General features: G+C 32.7%; 15 protein-coding genes. All 15 read left to right on the forward strand.

The genetic code is table 11. The features are described 5' to 3' along the window. Positions 1–127: 127 nt before the first annotated feature. The 15 genes from B5X81_RS04910 (at position 128) to arcC (ending at position 16,212) form a co-directional block, all read left to right on the forward strand. Positions 128–1,156: a 3-oxoacyl-ACP synthase gene (locus B5X81_RS04910; RefSeq protein WP_244282006.1), complete on the forward strand. Its 1,029-nt coding sequence runs from the start codon at positions 128–130 to the stop codon at positions 1,154–1,156. Then, positions 1,157–2,032 (forward strand): branched-chain amino acid ABC transporter permease, encoded by an 876-nt coding sequence (locus B5X81_RS04915; RefSeq protein WP_079489842.1) that lies wholly within the window; start codon positions 1,157–1,159, stop codon positions 2,030–2,032. Between the two features lie 21 nt (positions 2,033–2,053). After that, entirely contained in the window at positions 2,054–3,091 is a 1,038-nt protein-coding gene (locus tag B5X81_RS04920) for a branched-chain amino acid ABC transporter permease (protein WP_079489844.1), read from the forward strand. Then, positions 3,084–3,872, forward strand: coding sequence for an ABC transporter ATP-binding protein (locus B5X81_RS04925; protein ID WP_079489845.1), 789 nt, complete (start codon positions 3,084–3,086; stop codon positions 3,870–3,872). The genes B5X81_RS04920 and B5X81_RS04925 overlap by 8 nt, the downstream gene beginning before the upstream one ends. A gap of 1 nt (position 3,873) precedes the next feature. Continuing rightward, positions 3,874–4,593 (forward strand): ABC transporter ATP-binding protein, encoded by a 720-nt coding sequence (locus tag B5X81_RS04930; protein WP_079489847.1) that lies wholly within the window; start codon positions 3,874–3,876, stop codon positions 4,591–4,593. Positions 4,594–4,724: 131 nt separating this feature from the next. Further along, positions 4,725–6,575, forward strand: a complete 1,851-nt coding sequence (locus B5X81_RS04935) for a 6-bladed beta-propeller (RefSeq protein WP_079489848.1) — start codon at positions 4,725–4,727, stop codon at positions 6,573–6,575. Positions 6,576–6,698: 123 nt separating this feature from the next. Next, positions 6,699–7,913: an ABC transporter substrate-binding protein gene (locus B5X81_RS04940; protein WP_079489850.1), complete on the forward strand. Its 1,215-nt coding sequence runs from the start codon at positions 6,699–6,701 to the stop codon at positions 7,911–7,913. A gap of 258 nt (positions 7,914–8,171) precedes the next feature. After that, positions 8,172–9,488, forward strand: coding sequence for an acetyl-CoA hydrolase/transferase family protein (locus B5X81_RS04945; RefSeq protein ID WP_079489851.1), 1,317 nt, complete (start codon positions 8,172–8,174; stop codon positions 9,486–9,488). A 63-nt stretch (positions 9,489–9,551) separates the two neighbouring features. After that, positions 9,552–10,427, forward strand: coding sequence for an intracellular short-chain-length polyhydroxyalkanoate depolymerase (gene phaZ, locus B5X81_RS04950; RefSeq protein WP_170917284.1), 876 nt, complete (start codon positions 9,552–9,554; stop codon positions 10,425–10,427). Between the two features lie 25 nt (positions 10,428–10,452). Further along, entirely contained in the window at positions 10,453–11,271 is an 819-nt protein-coding gene (locus B5X81_RS04955; protein ID WP_079489854.1) for an alpha/beta fold hydrolase, read from the forward strand. 189 nt (positions 11,272–11,460) lie between these two features. Continuing rightward, positions 11,461–12,045: a TetR/AcrR family transcriptional regulator gene (locus tag B5X81_RS04960; protein WP_079489856.1), complete on the forward strand. Its 585-nt coding sequence runs from the start codon at positions 11,461–11,463 to the stop codon at positions 12,043–12,045. Positions 12,046–12,409: 364 nt separating this feature from the next. Beyond that, positions 12,410–12,571: a hypothetical protein gene (locus B5X81_RS27285; RefSeq protein WP_170917285.1), complete on the forward strand. Its 162-nt coding sequence runs from the start codon at positions 12,410–12,412 to the stop codon at positions 12,569–12,571. Between the two features lie 223 nt (positions 12,572–12,794). Continuing rightward, positions 12,795–14,030: an arginine deiminase gene (arcA, locus tag B5X81_RS04965; RefSeq protein WP_079489857.1), complete on the forward strand. Its 1,236-nt coding sequence runs from the start codon at positions 12,795–12,797 to the stop codon at positions 14,028–14,030. A gap of 20 nt (positions 14,031–14,050) precedes the next feature. After that, positions 14,051–15,043 (forward strand): ornithine carbamoyltransferase, encoded by a 993-nt coding sequence (gene argF, locus B5X81_RS04970; protein WP_079489859.1) that lies wholly within the window; start codon positions 14,051–14,053, stop codon positions 15,041–15,043. A gap of 239 nt (positions 15,044–15,282) precedes the next feature. Then, the gene (gene arcC / locus B5X81_RS04975; RefSeq protein WP_079489861.1) at positions 15,283–16,212 is read left to right on the forward strand and encodes a carbamate kinase; all 930 of its coding nucleotides are present in this window, start codon (positions 15,283–15,285) and stop codon (positions 16,210–16,212) included. Positions 16,213–16,232 lie beyond the last annotated feature (20 nt).

Below are 16,232 nucleotides of genomic sequence, written 5' to 3' on the forward strand. Positions count from 1 at the left end.
GTAAGTACTTACATTAGTACTTGAATGGAAAACGTTTTTCAGAGGGATATGTGATAAAATTTTGAGTCACAGTAAAAAACTTATAGGTTAAAGGGCAAAAGATATTATAATGAGTGAGGTGTTTGAGTTGTCAAAAATAAATGTGGGAATAGCAGGGATAGGGCTTTACGTACCCCAAAATAAAATGACAGCAAAGGAAATATCTGAGGCTACTAAAGGGGTATGGAGCGAAGAGGCTGTTAAAAACAAGCTTGGTATTATTGAAAAGAGTATACCGGGAGAAAATGATGGAACACAGGAAATGGGGGCTTTAGCAGCTCTAGATGCTTTGAAAAATTCTAATATTTCTCCTGAGGATATTGATGTAATACTATGTATGGGAGAAGAATGGAAGGAATACCCCTTAACTACATCTGCTCTTTACATACAAGATAAAATAGGAGCGAAAAATGCCTGGGGCATAGATATACAAAATAGATGCTGTACAACGGTTTCAGCTATGAAAATGGCAAAAGATATGCTTATAGCCGATGATGAAATTAATACCATAATGATTGTAGGGGGATATAGAAACGGAGACTTAGTAGATTTTGAAGATAAGAATATGTCGATGATGTATAATTTATCAGCAGGAGGGGGAGCTATAATACTTCAAAAAAATTATGATAAAAATTTACTATTAGCTTCTCATATCATAGCTGATGGATCCCTTTCAAGGGATGCGGGAGTTGAAATCGGTGGCACGGTAAATCCTATTACTGAAGAAAACCTTTTAGAGGCTTATAAATCCCTTAAACTTATGAATCCAAAGCATATGAAAGACAGATTAAATGAAGTATCACTTCCAAATTGGTTTACTTGTATAGATAAATCTTTAGAGAAATCCGGCATGACAAGAGAGGATATTGATTATTTAGCTATACTTCATTTTAAGAAATCAATGCATGATTATATGATAAACGAACTAGGTTTAAAGGAAGATCAAACGATTTATTTATCATCCTATGGACATATGGGGCAAGTAGATCAGATATTGTCTTTAAAATTAGCTCTTGATGAAGGGAAAGTCAAAGACGGTTCTGTAGTACTGATGATTGCAGCTGGTATAGGCTATGTTTGGGCAGCTAATGTAATTCAATGGGGGGAGAGAAAATAAATGTCAACTTTCTTACAATTGTTATTTAGCAGCTTAGAAACAGGAAGTGTGTATGCCTTGGCCGCTCTTGGAATTATAATTATATTTAGAACAAGTAAGATGACAAATTTTGCACAGGGTTCTATAGGTATGGTTAATGCCTTTGTTGCTACTTTCTTTTTAATGAAAGCAAATGCTCCAGTATGGTTAGCGGCCATTGTAGGTATGATTTCTGCTTTTGTATTGGGGGTATTAGTAGACATTATTATTATGAGGCAGGCTAAAAAAATAACTGCTCTGGCAAAACAGATTATTACCTTTGGATTAATAATGCTTTTAACTGGCTTGGCACCAATGATTTTTGGTACTAGTCCTTTAACATATCCGCGTTTTATACATTCCGGTACATTCCAAATAGCCGAGGCATCAATTACCCATAATGCACTATTAAATATAATTATGGGACTTACAATTATGCTAATATTATTTTATTTCTTACAAAATACTAAATGGGGACTTGCGGTACGTGTAACGGCTTCAAATGAGCAAACAGCTAGGCTTATGGGGGTACCGACTAAAACTGTAACTATGGGAGCATGGGCAGTGGCTGCAGCACTTGGAACCCTATCGGCTCTAATGCTTGCTCCAGCAATTACTGTAAACGTTTCCATGATGGATAACGTTCAAATAAGTGCCCTTATAGCATGTATTTTAGGGGGGTTTCAAACCTTTTACGGTCCGGTAATAGGAGCTTACATAATAGGTTTTAGTAAAAATATGCTTAATTATTATATTTCCTCTACCTGGGGAGATGCTATTTTGTACACATTAATACTTGTTTTTATAGTATTTAGGCCTAATGGAATTATTGGAAAGAAAGTAATTAAAAAGGTGTAAGAAAGGAGAATAAATAAAACCATGAAAAAAATATTAAAAAGTATTTATGGAAAATATATATTATTTGGAATTCTTATATCCCTTACACCAGTTCTCCAGTCAGTAGGTATTATAAGAAGTGCCACAATAACTATTTTTGGAACAATAATATTTTATGCCATAGTAGGAATAGGACTTAATGTTTTATTAGGTTATTCAGGTCTTGTTTCCTTAGGTACAGCAGGATTTATGGGTCTTGGGGCCTACTTATCTGCTTATCTTACTGACGATATGAATTTACCCTTTATTATTTCACTTATAATATCAGTTGCTATACCCCTTGCCATAGGGTTAATAATAGGATTGGTATCTCTTAGAATAGAAGGCTATTATTTAGCCATTGCAACCTTAGGAGTAGCCGAGATATTTAGACAGGTATTTATTGAATTTGATGCCATAACTGGAGGTTTCTCAGGAAAAAATGCAAGCTACCCTAGATTATTTAATATTATTCAATTGGATAGACAGCTTACCTTTATTTTAATGTCGATAATCTTAGTTGCAGTTATGATTTTAACATATAATTTTATACATGGAGCCACTGGCAGGGCATTATTGACTATGAGAGGCAGTGAAGCAGCAGCCCAAGCAATGGGAATAAATATCTTAAAATATAAGCTTATAGCCTTTGCAGTAGCCACATTATATGCTGGTCTTGGTGGAGTTTTATATGTTCATTTTATAAGATTTGCTTATCCAGCAACCTGGAGCTTAACATTATCCTTGCAGGTTTTGGCAGTAATAGTTATAGGGGGGATGAGAACTATTAGCGGTCCAATAATAGGAGCCTTTATAGTATTTGGAATTCCAGAGCTGGTATTGAAGCAATTGCCAGTGATAGGAAATATAGATGGCTTATCCTTTATATTCACAGGGATATTAATTATAGTTGTAATTCTCTTTTATCCCAATGGTTTAATACACCTTGGAAGCGATGTGAAAAAATTTATAGATAAAAGAAGACAAAGTAATATTGCATCAGAAAAACTTGAAAAGAAAAAGGTGAACCAAAATGGATAATAATAAAACATTGAAAATTGAAAACCTGTCAATAGCCTTTGGTGGATTAAAGGCAGTAGACAATCTTAGCTTTTCAATAAACAAGGGTGAAATATATGGACTTATTGGACCAAATGGTGCAGGTAAAACAACGGTGTTTAATTGTATAACTCAATTCTATAGACCCGATGAGGGGAAAGTGTTTTTCACAAAAAATGATGGAAGTGTAGTAGATTTAGTAGGGAAAAAGACCCATGATATTATAAAGCTTGGATTAGTAAGGACCTTTCAAAATGTAGAGCTTATACAGGAGCTTAGTTTACTTGAAAATTTACTAGTAGGTGCCCACATTGAGTTTGAAACCGGTATAATCGCTCAAGCATTGAGACTAAAGAAAGCGGTGAAGGAAGAAGAAAAGCTTAGGAAGAAGGCCATTAATATATTAAAGTTTTTACAGCTTGAAGATAAAATAAATGAATTATCCAGCGGACAGCCCTATGGAGTTTTAAAGAAAATAGAGCTTGGCAGAACCCTTATGAGTCATCCTACTATGATCATATTAGATGAGCCGGCAGCCGGTCTTAATGACACGGAAACGAGAAATTTGGCTGAGCTTATCAAGGCCATAAGAGAGGAGTATAAATGTAATGTTTTATTAGTAGAACACGATATGAGGTTGGTAATGGATATTTGTGACCGTATATGTGCAATTAACTTTGGTAAAAAGCTAGCCGAAGGAACTCCCGAGGAAATTCAGTCTAATAAAGAAGTTCAGGAAGCATACCTGGGAAAGGAAGAATAAAATGGCACAGATAGCATTAAATATAGAAAATTTAGAGGTTTCGTATGGGAATATAAAGGCATTAAAGGGAATAAATATTGTAGTTCCGGAGGGGAAAATTATAGCTTTATTAGGTGCAAATGGAGCAGGTAAAACAACTACACTTAAGGCTATTTCTGGTGTTGTGAAAATTAATGTAGGAAACATAAAGTTTTTTAATAGAGATATCACAAACAAAGATGCAGAAAAAATAACATCACTAGGAGTTATTCAGTCACCTGAAGGTAGACAGGTTTTTCCTGATTTAACTGTAGAAGAAAATTTAAAAATAGGAGCTTTCACAGTAAAAAATAAAAATGATATAGATAAGAATTTTAAAAGAGTATATAAATATTTTCCTAGACTTGCAGAAAGAAAGAAACAAATAGCAGGAACTTTAAGTGGTGGAGAACAACAGATGCTGGCCATAGCAAGGGCCCTTATGGCTAGTCCCAAAATACTTCTATTGGATGAACCTTCTTTAGGTTTAGCTCCCCTTATAGTACAGGATATCTTTGAAATAGTTAAGGAAATTAATGAAGAAGGTACAACGGTACTTATTATAGAACAAAATGCCCTTCAAACCTTAAAAATTGCCGACTATGCCTATGTGCTGGAAGTTGGGGAGATAAATATTGAAGGTAGAGCTGATGAACTTATTAAGGATAAAAAGCTTGTTGAGGCTTATTTAGGGGGACACTAAAGATTTTACTAAATTATTTTCTTTTGAAACTTCATAATTTGTTTTTAGCTTTTTATATAAATATAAAGTTTTTGAGCATTTGGTAAAATTTTACTGATGTCTAAAAATAAATTTAAGGAGTGAATAGTAGAATGGGAAGATGGAAATTATTTAGAGGTTTAATAGCTATGTTCTTGGTATTTAACTTATTTATTTCTGTTAGCATTGCTCAAATGAATGTTGAAGATGTTTGGGGGATTCCTAACGAGGCTTCCAATGAAGTTTATTTTAATTCGCCGGTGGCTCTGTCCAAGGATGTAAGTGGGGATATATATGTTGCAGATATGAGTAATAATAGAATTGTAAAGATTGATCAAAGTGGAAATCTTATAGAAAAGTTTGGAAGTCTTGGTTCTGGTAATGGAGAATTCGATACTCCCTTTGGGGTGGCTATTGATAACAATGGCAATATATTGGTAGCAGATACTGCCAACTATCGAATTCAAAAATTTGATTCAAATTGGAATTTTATAACTTCATGGGGTTCTTTTGGAGATGGCCCCGGAGAATTTGGACTGCCTAGAGAAATAGGCATAGATAGTCAAAATAGATATCATGTTTGTGATGAATTTCATGATCGTATTCAAGTTTTCGATCAAAATGGAAATTTCTTATATGAATATGGGGGAAGAGGTACGGCTAATGGGAAATTTAGACTTCCTCAAGGCATTGCAATAAAACAAGATCCCACAGGAGATAAAGTTTATGTATGTGATACCTTTAATAACAGAGTTCAGGTTTTAGATGTAGATGGAAATTATATAGAGCAATTAGGAACAGGAGAAGCGGGAGATAGTTCCAATAAATTCTTCTATCCTAGGGGTGTGAATATAGATTCTAATGGTGATGTTTACATAGCAGATACCTTTAATCATAAAATCAAGAAATTCGATTCTAATCATAACTATAAATATTCTACTTCTATAGGACTTGCTGATTTAGAACCAGTATTTCCTTGTCAGGTTTTACCTATAGGAAATGGCGATTTTATAGTTTCAGATACTGGAAATAGCCAATTAATTAAATTTGATGGATATTCAACCTATGCTACTAAAGATTTTAATATAGGAAAATTAAGAACTGACGATGGAGTATTTTCAGGAAGTACTGGAGCTGCTGTAGATTCTCAGGGGAATGTTTATATTACAGATAGCTTAAATCATCGTGTTCAAAAAATAGACAGTTCTGGGAATGTATTGGACAAATGGGGTGGAAATAGTGGCAATGGAGGCCCAGGTGCTTATGGTATAAATTATTGGCAATTTACTACACCTAAACAAATTTGGTACGATAAAAAATATGATAATTTAGTGATAGCAGATACAGGAAATAATAGAATTCAAGTGTTTACTAAAAATGGTGGCTGGGTAATGAACTTTGGATATTATCATCTAACTTTACCTGTAGGAGTATGTACTACAAGTGATGGTTATACCTATGTTGCCGATACTGGTGCAAATAGAATTGTTAAATTTAATCCCATGGGAGTATTTGCAGGTAGCTGGGGAACAGAAGGAATGGGAGATGGAGAGTTTAGGCAGCCTTTCTTTATCGCCAGTGATTCTAAGGATAATATTTATGTGGTAGATAGAGCTAATAGTCGTGTTCAAAAATTTGATAAGGATGGTAATTTTATTACAAAGTGGGGAACGAATGGAGGAGTTCCTGAGGAAGATCCATTAGAAAACTGGGGAATAGGAAATGGTGATTTTTTCCTTCCAATAGGAATTACAATTGATGAAAATGACAATGTTTATGTAACGGATAGCTCTAATAATAGAGTCCAAAAATTTGATTCTGATGGAAATTTCATAGAAAAGTGGGGGAATTTTAGTGGTAATGAAGGAGATTTCTTCTCGCCACAAGGGGTAGCATGTGGACCAAATGGTGAAGTTTATGTGGTAGATGGATTACTTAATAAAATTACAAAATTTACTCCATAAAAATATTAGTTTGCATATATAAAAATACTCAGGCATTTGAGAGTTTCTGATATTTGTAAAGTAAATTTTTCACTTACAATTTCTAATAGCTTTGATCTAAATAAAAAAAGGAGGAAAAAAATAATGAAAAAAAAATTATCTTTAATGCTAGCTGTGATATTAATAGCATCGATTTTTCTGTCAGCTTGTGGAGAAAGTGTAGAAACTGCCCAGGGAGTTACAGAGAAAACAGTAAAAGTAGGAAATAGTATAGCAACATCAGGACCCTTGGCACCAGTAGGAGTACCATTTAAAGCAGGGATTGAGGCATACTTTAAGATGATAAATGAGGCAGGTGGAGTAAATGGACGTATAGTAGAATATGTTCATCAGGATGATGAGTTTAATCCAGAAAAGGGTAAGGCGGCCCTTGATAGAATGATTAATGATGAAAAAGTATTTGCTATAGTTGGACATTTTGGAACCCCAATTGTAGGTGCGACTTTAAATGATATTAAAGAAGCAGGTATTCCAGCAATATACTTTGCAACTGGAACTGGTATTCTTTATAATGAAAATGCAACAGGAAATGATAGGGTCATATATCCTGTACAGCCAGTTTATCCAATGGAAGGACGTATTATTGCAGCTTGGGCAAAAGGAGAATTTAAGGCTTCAAAAATAGGGGTCATTTATACCAATGATGATGCTGGAAAAGATTTATTAGCAGGTATTAAGAAGGAATCTGAAAGTATAGGAGGTATAGCCATTGTTGAACAGCAGGTTCCTCCAGGGGCAGAAAATGTTTCTGCTGCTGTAACAAAGCTTAAGGATGAGGATGTAGATGTTGTAGCTATTGCTGCAATCCAGGGAACCTTTCCACAGATAGCTAAGGAGCTTGCTAAGCAAGGTATGGATAAGCCGGCTATAACAACATATGTAAACTGTGATGAACGTATGACTGAAGCTGTAAAAGATGATGTTACTGGTAAGTTTGAGATTTATGGTAATTCATGGGTGGATATGAATAAACCTGCTATAGAAGATTATAGAAAATGGATTCAGGAAACATCAAATGAAGATTTAAGTAGCAATGCTTATGCAATGACAGGATGGATAGCAGCACATTTCTTTACTGAAGGATTGAAACGTGTTGAAGAAAATCTTACTTGGGAGTCCTATATGGATGCCCTTGAATCAGCACCAATACAAAATCCATTTGGAGGTGCTATAGATTATTCAAATGGAAAAAGATTGGGAACCCAGGAAATGTCTCTTTTTAGAATGAATCCCGATGTGCTTTCTGGCTGGGAACCATATGAAGAGTTTATGGGAATAGATGAAATATTGAAAAAATAGTAATTGAGGAAATTGCATAACTCTAATTTGGCAAAATTGCATATGCGAATATCATTCTTAATTTAATTATTTATAATTAAATATATTTCGATGGTATGGCTTCGGAGATTTCAAAACAATATGTAGTAGTTAGTTTTTTGAGAAGGTAATTATGCAATTCGCTCAATTAAGAAAAAATCAGATATAAAATAAATATGCTCGGTTTTTCTAAGAAATTCACTTGGATAGCCGAGCTTTAATATAAATTAAATAAAGGGGATGTATAAGAAAATGTTCAATAATAAGATAATATCCGCCCAAGAAGCTTTAAAAAAAATCAAATCAAATGATACTATTGTAACTGGCTTAGGGGGATCAGAAGCTAAGGAGCTGCTTACAAATTTACATAGTATTGCCAGTGAAGTGGAAAACGTAACGGTAACCACATGTCTTCCAACGGTGAATGCTGATTATTTTATGAATGATAAGTATAAAAATTCATTTCGTATGGATGGTTGGTTTTATACTGGAGGTATGAGGAAGGTCCATAAAAATGGTAATATTTCTTATATACCCAATCACTTACATTTAGCTGCAGTAAGAAGACTCGATTATATTAAACCAAATGTATACATAGGAAATGCCACGCCACCAGATGGACATGGATTTGTATCCTTATCCTTGGGTAATGTTTACGAAAAAAGAATGATAGAAGCAGCTGACCTTGTGATTTTAGAAATAAATAACAAGCTTCCTCGAACCTTTGGAGATGTGGAACTTCATGTAAATGATATAGATTACATGATTGAAGTGGATTATGATGTGCCGGAAATTCCCGATGCACAGCCAAATGAAAAGGATTTAAAAATAGGGGCTTATATTGCTGAGTATATTAATGATGGAGATTGTATACAGCTGGGTATAGGAGGTATTCCCAATGCCGTTACAGCTTCACTGATGAATAAAAAGGATCTTGGAGTTCATACTGAAATGATTACTACGGGAATGATGAAGCTTGCAAAGGCAGGAGTTATAACTGGTAAACAAAAAAACTTTAATAAGGGAAAGATGGTAGCAGCATTTGCCCTTGGTACTAAGGAATTATACGATTTTATGGATAATAATCCATCAATAATGATTATGGATGGAAATTGGGTTAACGATCCTTATATAGTAGGGCAAAACCATAATCAAGTATCAATAAATACTACTATTGAAATAGATCTGACTGGACAATGTGCTTCGGAGTCTATAGGGTCAAGGCAGTTTAGTGGAACAGGAGGACAGGTGGATACTGCTATAGGAGCCCAAAGATCCCAAAATGGCCGAGCTTTTATAGCTCTTTATTCTACAACAAAAATTAAAGATAAGGATACAGGAGAAAGAGTTGAGATTTCAAAAATTGTTCCACAATTGAAGGCTGGTGCAGCTGTAACTTTATCTAGAAATGATGTTGACTATGTTGTTACAGAATATGGTGTTGTAAATTTAAGGGGTACTTCTATAAGGGATCGTGTTAATAAACTTATTAGTATAGCCCATCCGAAGTTTAGAGAAGAGCTTTATAAAGAAGCATTGAAAACTGGTTTGATATAGCGAAGCAATATTAAATTCAAATCATAAATTTTAATTTTAAAATTATAGAAAGAGGTGATAAGAGTGAAAATTATAGAAATAAAGAAAATAACATTACTAAATGGTGAAACATATAGATATAGACAATATATAGGAGGAGAGAAAAATATAGTTTTACTCCATGGAAACTTAGCTAGTTCCAAGTTTTATGATGAGTTAATACAGGATTTACCAGAGGAATATACTGTTTATGCAATGGATATGAGGGGACTTGGAGGATCTACCTATAATAGACCAATAGATACTTTAAGAGATTTTGCAGGAGATTTAAAATTATTTGTAGATAAGCTGGGATTAGAAAAATTTGATTTATTAGGCTGGTCAACAGGAGGAGCTGTAAGCATGCTTTTCTGTTCAAGTTATGGTTATATGGTAAATAGACTATTTCTGATAGCCTCAGCACCAGCTTCAGGATATCATTCCTATGCAGTAGATGCCCATGGGAATAAAACATTACTTAAATCCAAAAAAGAAATTCAGGAAGATCCTATAAAAATAGAATTACTGAGGGCATTAGAAAATAAAGATAGAGATTATTATAAAAAAGTTTGGAGTGCTGCAATATACAATAAAAAGAAGCCAGATCCAGAATTATATGATATACATTTAGAAGAAAGTCTACTTCAGAAAAATTTAATTGATGTATATTATGGCTTGGCAAAGTTTAATATATCTAAATATTATAATGGATTAACTATGGGCACAGAAGAGGTAGATAGAATAAATATGCCTACAATAATAGTTCAAGGTAAAGATGATTTACTGGTTTGTGTTGATGAAGCTAGGGAGTTAAAAGAAAGCATAGGGAATAATGCAAAGCTTGTAGTAGTAGAAGACTGTGGACATTCACCTATGATAGATGCTCCCGAGCTATTGGTGAAGGTAATAAGTGAATCATAGAAATTATTGAATAAGAGGTGTTAAAATGTCTGAATTAAGATATAATAATAAAAGAATCTATTATGAGATTTATGGAGATGGAGAACCTCTAATATTATTAAATGGAATTATGATGAGTCATTTAAGCTGGAAGGCTTTTATACCGGAGCTGTCAAAAAATAAAAAGCTAATATTATTTGATTTCTTAGATCAGGGAAAGTCTGATAAAATGGAAGGTATTAAATACGGTCATGAATTACAGGTGGAAGCATTAAAGGCCCTGATTAATCATATGAATATAAAAAAGGCTGATATTGTAGGTATATCCTATGGTGGCGAAATAGCCATGCAATTTGCTATAAAATATAAAGAATTGGTGGGTAAGCTTATACTTTTCAATACTGCCAGTTATACTACCCCTTGGCTTAGAGATATAGGTAGAGGATGGATAAATGCAGCAAAGACCTATGATCCAGAAACATTTTATAATGTATCTATACCGTATATTTATTCTCCATTATTTTATACTGAAAATAATGAATGGATGGAAAAAAGGAGAAAGATTTTATATAATGTATTTAATAGAGATTTTTTGAATTCTATGATTAGGCTTACAAAAAGTTCAGAGGGCTATGAAATTAGAAGTATGTTAAGAGAAATAAAGGCAGAGACATTGATTGTAGGAGCAGAATATGATTATATAACTCCTTTAATAGAACAGGAATATATTAATGAGAATATAAAGGGTTCTAAGTTTTTAGTGATAAAGAATTGTGGTCATGCATCAATGTATGAGAAACCAAATGAATTTATATTACTAGTCAATGGTTTTTTGAATATAGAAAAAAGCTTGTTGATTGTATGAAAATATGGAATAAAATATTTTCTATTGTTAAAGTTTTAAAAATTAGATAAATATTTTAGAGTGTATAAGATGGATTTTTAACTTTAAAACATGATTAAGTGATTTTGTATGGTGATGTACATAATAATATTTGTATATAGTAAATTAGGTTTTACTGTAACGGTTCTATAAAAGAGGGAGCATAATATTATGAGCAAAAAAAATAAAACTAGTTATAAGATTATGGAAGTAGCATTAAAACTATTTTCTGAGCAGGGATATTATTCTACTACTACAAAACAAATAGCAAAAGAAGCGAAAGTGAATGAATTGACTGTATTTAGACATTTTAAGACGAAGGAAAACTTATTTCAGGAAACTACTCAAAACTATGTAAGGGAAGTAAAAGTTGATGAAATAGTAAATAAGATAAAGGATAATGATTTTGATGATAATATAAGAATATTATCAAGAAAATTTCTTGATTTATATTTTTATAATATAAAACTATATAAAGTACAGATGAAGCTGGCAGATAAAGAAAGAAAATTTATAAGATTAAAGCTATCTCGTGAAATTCAAGAAGTGCTGATAAATTATTTTGAGGAGTTAGCTGAAAAAGGAGAAATTAGTGGAGATCCCAAAATGATGGCAGCAACATTTGTTAATAGTATATTGGGAGCTTTTACCGTATATGTACTTACAAATGATACATTTACAGATATATCTATAGAAAAAATGGTTGATGAACATGCAAAACAGTTTTCATCATTTTATCAAACAAAAAAAAACTGAGACAATCATCTCAGTTTTTTTATTTATTTTTAATATAGTAAAAAAGTTTAATAATAGATCAAATTTTATATAAATGAGGAAATTGCATAATACATGTAAAGAATCTCAAAACACAAAATGTAGTAGAAAGAGTTAGGGGGATTGTCTACATATTGTATCTTGGAATTAGTGATGTTAATTACGTAAGTTTCTCAAATAAGAAGATTCCATAATCATATCAAATAATATTGGATTGCAAGAGTACAAAAATATATTATAATAAATATAGGGATAGTAGAAGGAAATTTGTCATTAAAGCTGTGAAAAAGTAGAATTTTATAATAATATAAATAATAAATATATAATAAAGGACGGGTGATTAGTTGTGGGAAAAACCAAAGAACAAGCTACAGAAGAGCTTAGAGGATTAGTTGAGATTATAGTAGAGCTGTTAAAGAATAACAATGTAGGTATTGGACTGACCGATGATAAGAAATTTGTACTGATTGATAGTGAAACAGGTATATGTATGGAACTTGAAAAATAAATATTTTTTAAAATCAACTCCCAAATAAAGGGGGTTTTTTTGATTTTAAGGGATTCTATTGGATAATTGAGGATATTATAAACATTTTAAAGTAAAATAAAGGAGTGTATGAAAATTTCATAGAATAGTGAGAAAATTATTGACAAAAGAAAAATGACGTATTATACTCAAAATATAATTAATAACTACCTAGGTAGTAACTAAATGAAAGCAGGGATTAAGTATGGGGAATAATCAAGCTTTACAGGTGTATTCAGAGATTGGAAGCTTGAAAAAGGTTTTGCTTCATAGACCAGGAAGAGAAATTGAAAATTTGACACCGGATCTTATGGATAGATTGCTATTTGATGATATCCCTTATTTAGAAATAGCAAAACAGGAACATGATGCATTTGCAGATATATTTAGGAATAATGGGGCTGATGTATTTTATTTAGAAGAATTAACTGCCCAAGCTATTACTGATGATGTTATTAAAAATAAATTTATTGATGAGTTTATTGAAGAAGCAAAACCAATGAGTAGGAAAAAAAGAGAACTTGTAAAGGAGTATCTTTTAAGCTTTTCATCTAATAAAAAAATGGTTAGTAAAATGATGGAAGGTATTAGAAAGAATGAAATAAAAAATTTTGAAAAAACTTCACTATCAGATATGATTGAATCTGAATATCCTTTTATAGTGGATCCTATGCCAAATCTATATTTTACAAGGGATCCATTTGCAACTATAGGCTCAGGAATTTCTCTCAATCATATGAAAACGATTACCAGAAATAGAGAAACACTGTTTTCAAAATACATATTTAAATATCATAATATGTTTAAAAATGAAGAAATTCCATTTTGGTTTAAAAGAGATGAAAATGCTTCTATAGAAGGTGGAGATCAGCTGGTGCTTAGTGATAAGGTAGTTGCTATTGGAATATCTGAAAGAACACAGGCAGCGGCTATAGAAAAACTTACAAAGAGAATATTTGAAAAAAATGAAAGCTTTGAAGTAGTATTAGCCTTTGATATACCAAAAAAAAGAGCATTTATGCATCTTGATACAGTATTTACAATGGTAGATTATGATAAATTTACAATTCATCCTGAAATTGAGGGGCCACTTACAGTTTATTCAATAAGAAAAGGTGAAAATGAAGAAGAACTAATAATAGATAAGGAAACTAAAGAACTTAGTGAAATACTTAGCAAATATCTTGAAATTGATAGAGTTACTTTAATTCGTTGTGGAGCTGGAAACATGATAGACGCAGGGAGAGAACAGTGGAATGATGGATCGAATACCCTTGCTATTGCACCAGGAGAAGTGATAGTTTATTCTAGAAATCATGTTACTAATAAACTATTAGAAGAACATGGTATTAAATTGCATATTATGCCGTCATCAGAGTTATCGAGAGGCCGTGGAGGCCCAAGATGTATGAGTATGCCTTTGTTTAGAGAAAAAATTTAAAATAAAAAGGAGGAACAAAAATGCCAATCAGTTTAAAAGGAAGAAATTTTATTACGCTAAAGGATTTTACACCACAGGAAATTAAGTATTTGTTAGATTTATCTATGGATCTTAAAAGAAAGAAAAGAGCAGGAATAAAAGGAGATTTATTAGAGGGAAAAAATATAGTATTATTATTTGAAAAAACATCAACAAGAACAAGATGTGCATTTGAAGTGGCTGGTTTCGATGAAGGAGCACAAGTTACGTTTTTAAGCAATAGCCAAATGGGTAAAAAGGAATCAATTGAAGATACTGCTAAGGTTCTTGGAAGATTCTATGATGGTATTGAATTTAGAGGATTTAAACAAGAAACAGTAGAAGATTTGGCTGCTAATGCTGGAGTACCAGTATGGAATGGACTTACTGATTTATATCATCCAACTCAAATTCTTGCAGATTTCTTAACTGTAATGGAGCATGTTGATAAGCCTCTTGATAAAGTTAAATTTGTTTATGTTGGAGATGCAAGAAACAATATGGGGAATTCATTGATGATTGGTGCTGCCAAAATGGGTATGCATTTTGTAGGGATAGCTCCAAAGGAATTATTCCCATCAGAAGAATTGGTGTCAGAAATGAAGGCAGTGGCTAAAGAAACAGGAGCTATAATAGAATTCACAGAAAATATCCAAGAAGGTGTAAAGGATGCTGATGTAATCTATACTGATGTTTGGGTATCAATGGGTGAAGAAGATCAGTTTGAAGAGAGAATTAAGCAGCTTAAACCATATCAGGTAAATATGGATATGATTAATCAAACAGGAAATCCTGATGTGATTTTCTTACATTGTTTACCATCATTTCATGATACTAAGACAATAGTGGGAAAAGAAATTTATGAAAAATTTGGATTGAAAGAAATGGAAGTAACTGATGAAGTATTTAGAAGCAAGCATTCAGTCGTATTTGATGAAGCTGAAAATAGAATGCATACAATCAAAGCTGTGATGGTGGCAACTATAGGAAAATAGAAGGCATTATCCTATAGTTTTTTAGAGGTCTTTTAGAAAATAAAATAGTTGCTAGTTATTAGAATATGACTTTTTAAGGTTTTTTCTTTATAATTTTGATGATTTGGAAGATAAGATTTTAAATAGCTAGAGGCTAGCAACTATAGATATGTAATTAAGAAATTTAACTTACTCCATTATCCACTTATTTAGTTTCTCAATTACATATCTATATTATTTATTTAAGGAGGGGACAAAGAATGAGAATAGTAGTTGCATTAGGTGGAAATGCCCTTGGGAAGACACCACAGCAGCAATTACAACTAGTAAAGAATACAGCTAAGCCAATAGTTGATTTAATAGAGAAGGGAAATGAAGTAATTATAGCCCATGGAAATGGACCACAGGTGGGAATGATAAATTTAGCAATGGAAACAGCTTCTAAGACTGATGCAAAAACTCCGGAAATGCCTTTCCCAGAATGCGGGGCAATGAGCCAGGGATATATTGGATATCATCTTCAAAATGCTATCAGAGAGGAATTGTTAAATAGAGGGAGCAAAAAACCTGTGGCAACAATTGTGACTCAGGTTATAGTAGATAAGGATGACCCAGCTTTTAAGAATCCTACAAAACCAATAGGAGCATTTTATACAGAAGAAGAGGCTAAGAAATTGACTAAGGAAAAAAATTATATAGTAAAAGAAGATGCAGGCAGAGGCTGGAGAAGGGTCGTTCCATCACCTATTCCAGTAGACGTTGCAGAAAAAGAAACTGTTAAGACTTTGGTAGATAATGGTCATGTTGTTATAACTGTTGGGGGAGGAGGAATTCCTGTTATATCAGAGGGCAATAGGCTAGTTGGAGTCCCAGCAGTTATAGATAAGGATTTTGCTAGTGAAAAAATTGCTGAGATATTAGATGCTGATTATTTAATAATTTTAACGGCTATTGAAAAGGTTGCTATAAATTTTGGTAAACCTAATCAAAAGGAATTAAAAGAAATGACTATAGCTGAAGCTGAAAAGTACATTGAAGAAGGTCATTTTGCACCAGGTTCAATGCTTCCTAAGGTTAGAGCAGCAATGAAATTTGCAGCATCCAAAAAAGGGAGAAAATCACTCATAACAGCTCTTGAAAAGGCTGAAGAAGGGATTGAAGGCAAAACTGGAACTATAGTAGTTCAGTAAACCTTTGAAAGGATTTTTAT

Source organism: Maledivibacter halophilus (genome assembly GCF_900167445.1).
GTDB lineage: Bacteria > Bacillota > Clostridia > Peptostreptococcales > Caminicellaceae > Maledivibacter > Maledivibacter halophilus.

Bases quoted from the DNA above. Each gene is read 5' to 3' on its own strand.
- B5X81_RS04915 (WP_079489842.1), top strand. From the start codon at position 1,157: ATGTCAACTTTCTTACAATTGTTATTTAGCAGCTTAGAAACAGGAAGT.
- B5X81_RS04920 (WP_079489844.1), top strand. From the start codon at position 2,054: ATGAAAAAAATATTAAAAAGTATTTATGGAAAATATATATTATTTGGA.
- B5X81_RS04925 (WP_079489845.1), top strand. From the start codon at position 3,084: ATGGATAATAATAAAACATTGAAAATTGAAAACCTGTCAATAGCCTTT.
- B5X81_RS04930 (WP_079489847.1), top strand. From the start codon at position 3,874: ATGGCACAGATAGCATTAAATATAGAAAATTTAGAGGTTTCGTATGGG.
- B5X81_RS04935 (WP_079489848.1), top strand. From the start codon at position 4,725: ATGGGAAGATGGAAATTATTTAGAGGTTTAATAGCTATGTTCTTGGTA.
- B5X81_RS04940 (WP_079489850.1), top strand. From the start codon at position 6,699: ATGAAAAAAAAATTATCTTTAATGCTAGCTGTGATATTAATAGCATCG.
- B5X81_RS04945 (WP_079489851.1), top strand. From the start codon at position 8,172: ATGTATAAGAAAATGTTCAATAATAAGATAATATCCGCCCAAGAAGCT.
- B5X81_RS04955 (WP_079489854.1), top strand. From the start codon at position 10,453: ATGTCTGAATTAAGATATAATAATAAAAGAATCTATTATGAGATTTAT.
- B5X81_RS04960 (WP_079489856.1), top strand. From the start codon at position 11,461: ATGAGCAAAAAAAATAAAACTAGTTATAAGATTATGGAAGTAGCATTA.
- arcA (WP_079489857.1), top strand. From the start codon at position 12,795: ATGGGGAATAATCAAGCTTTACAGGTGTATTCAGAGATTGGAAGCTTG.
- argF (WP_079489859.1), top strand. From the start codon at position 14,051: ATGCCAATCAGTTTAAAAGGAAGAAATTTTATTACGCTAAAGGATTTT.
- arcC (WP_079489861.1), top strand. From the start codon at position 15,283: ATGAGAATAGTAGTTGCATTAGGTGGAAATGCCCTTGGGAAGACACCA.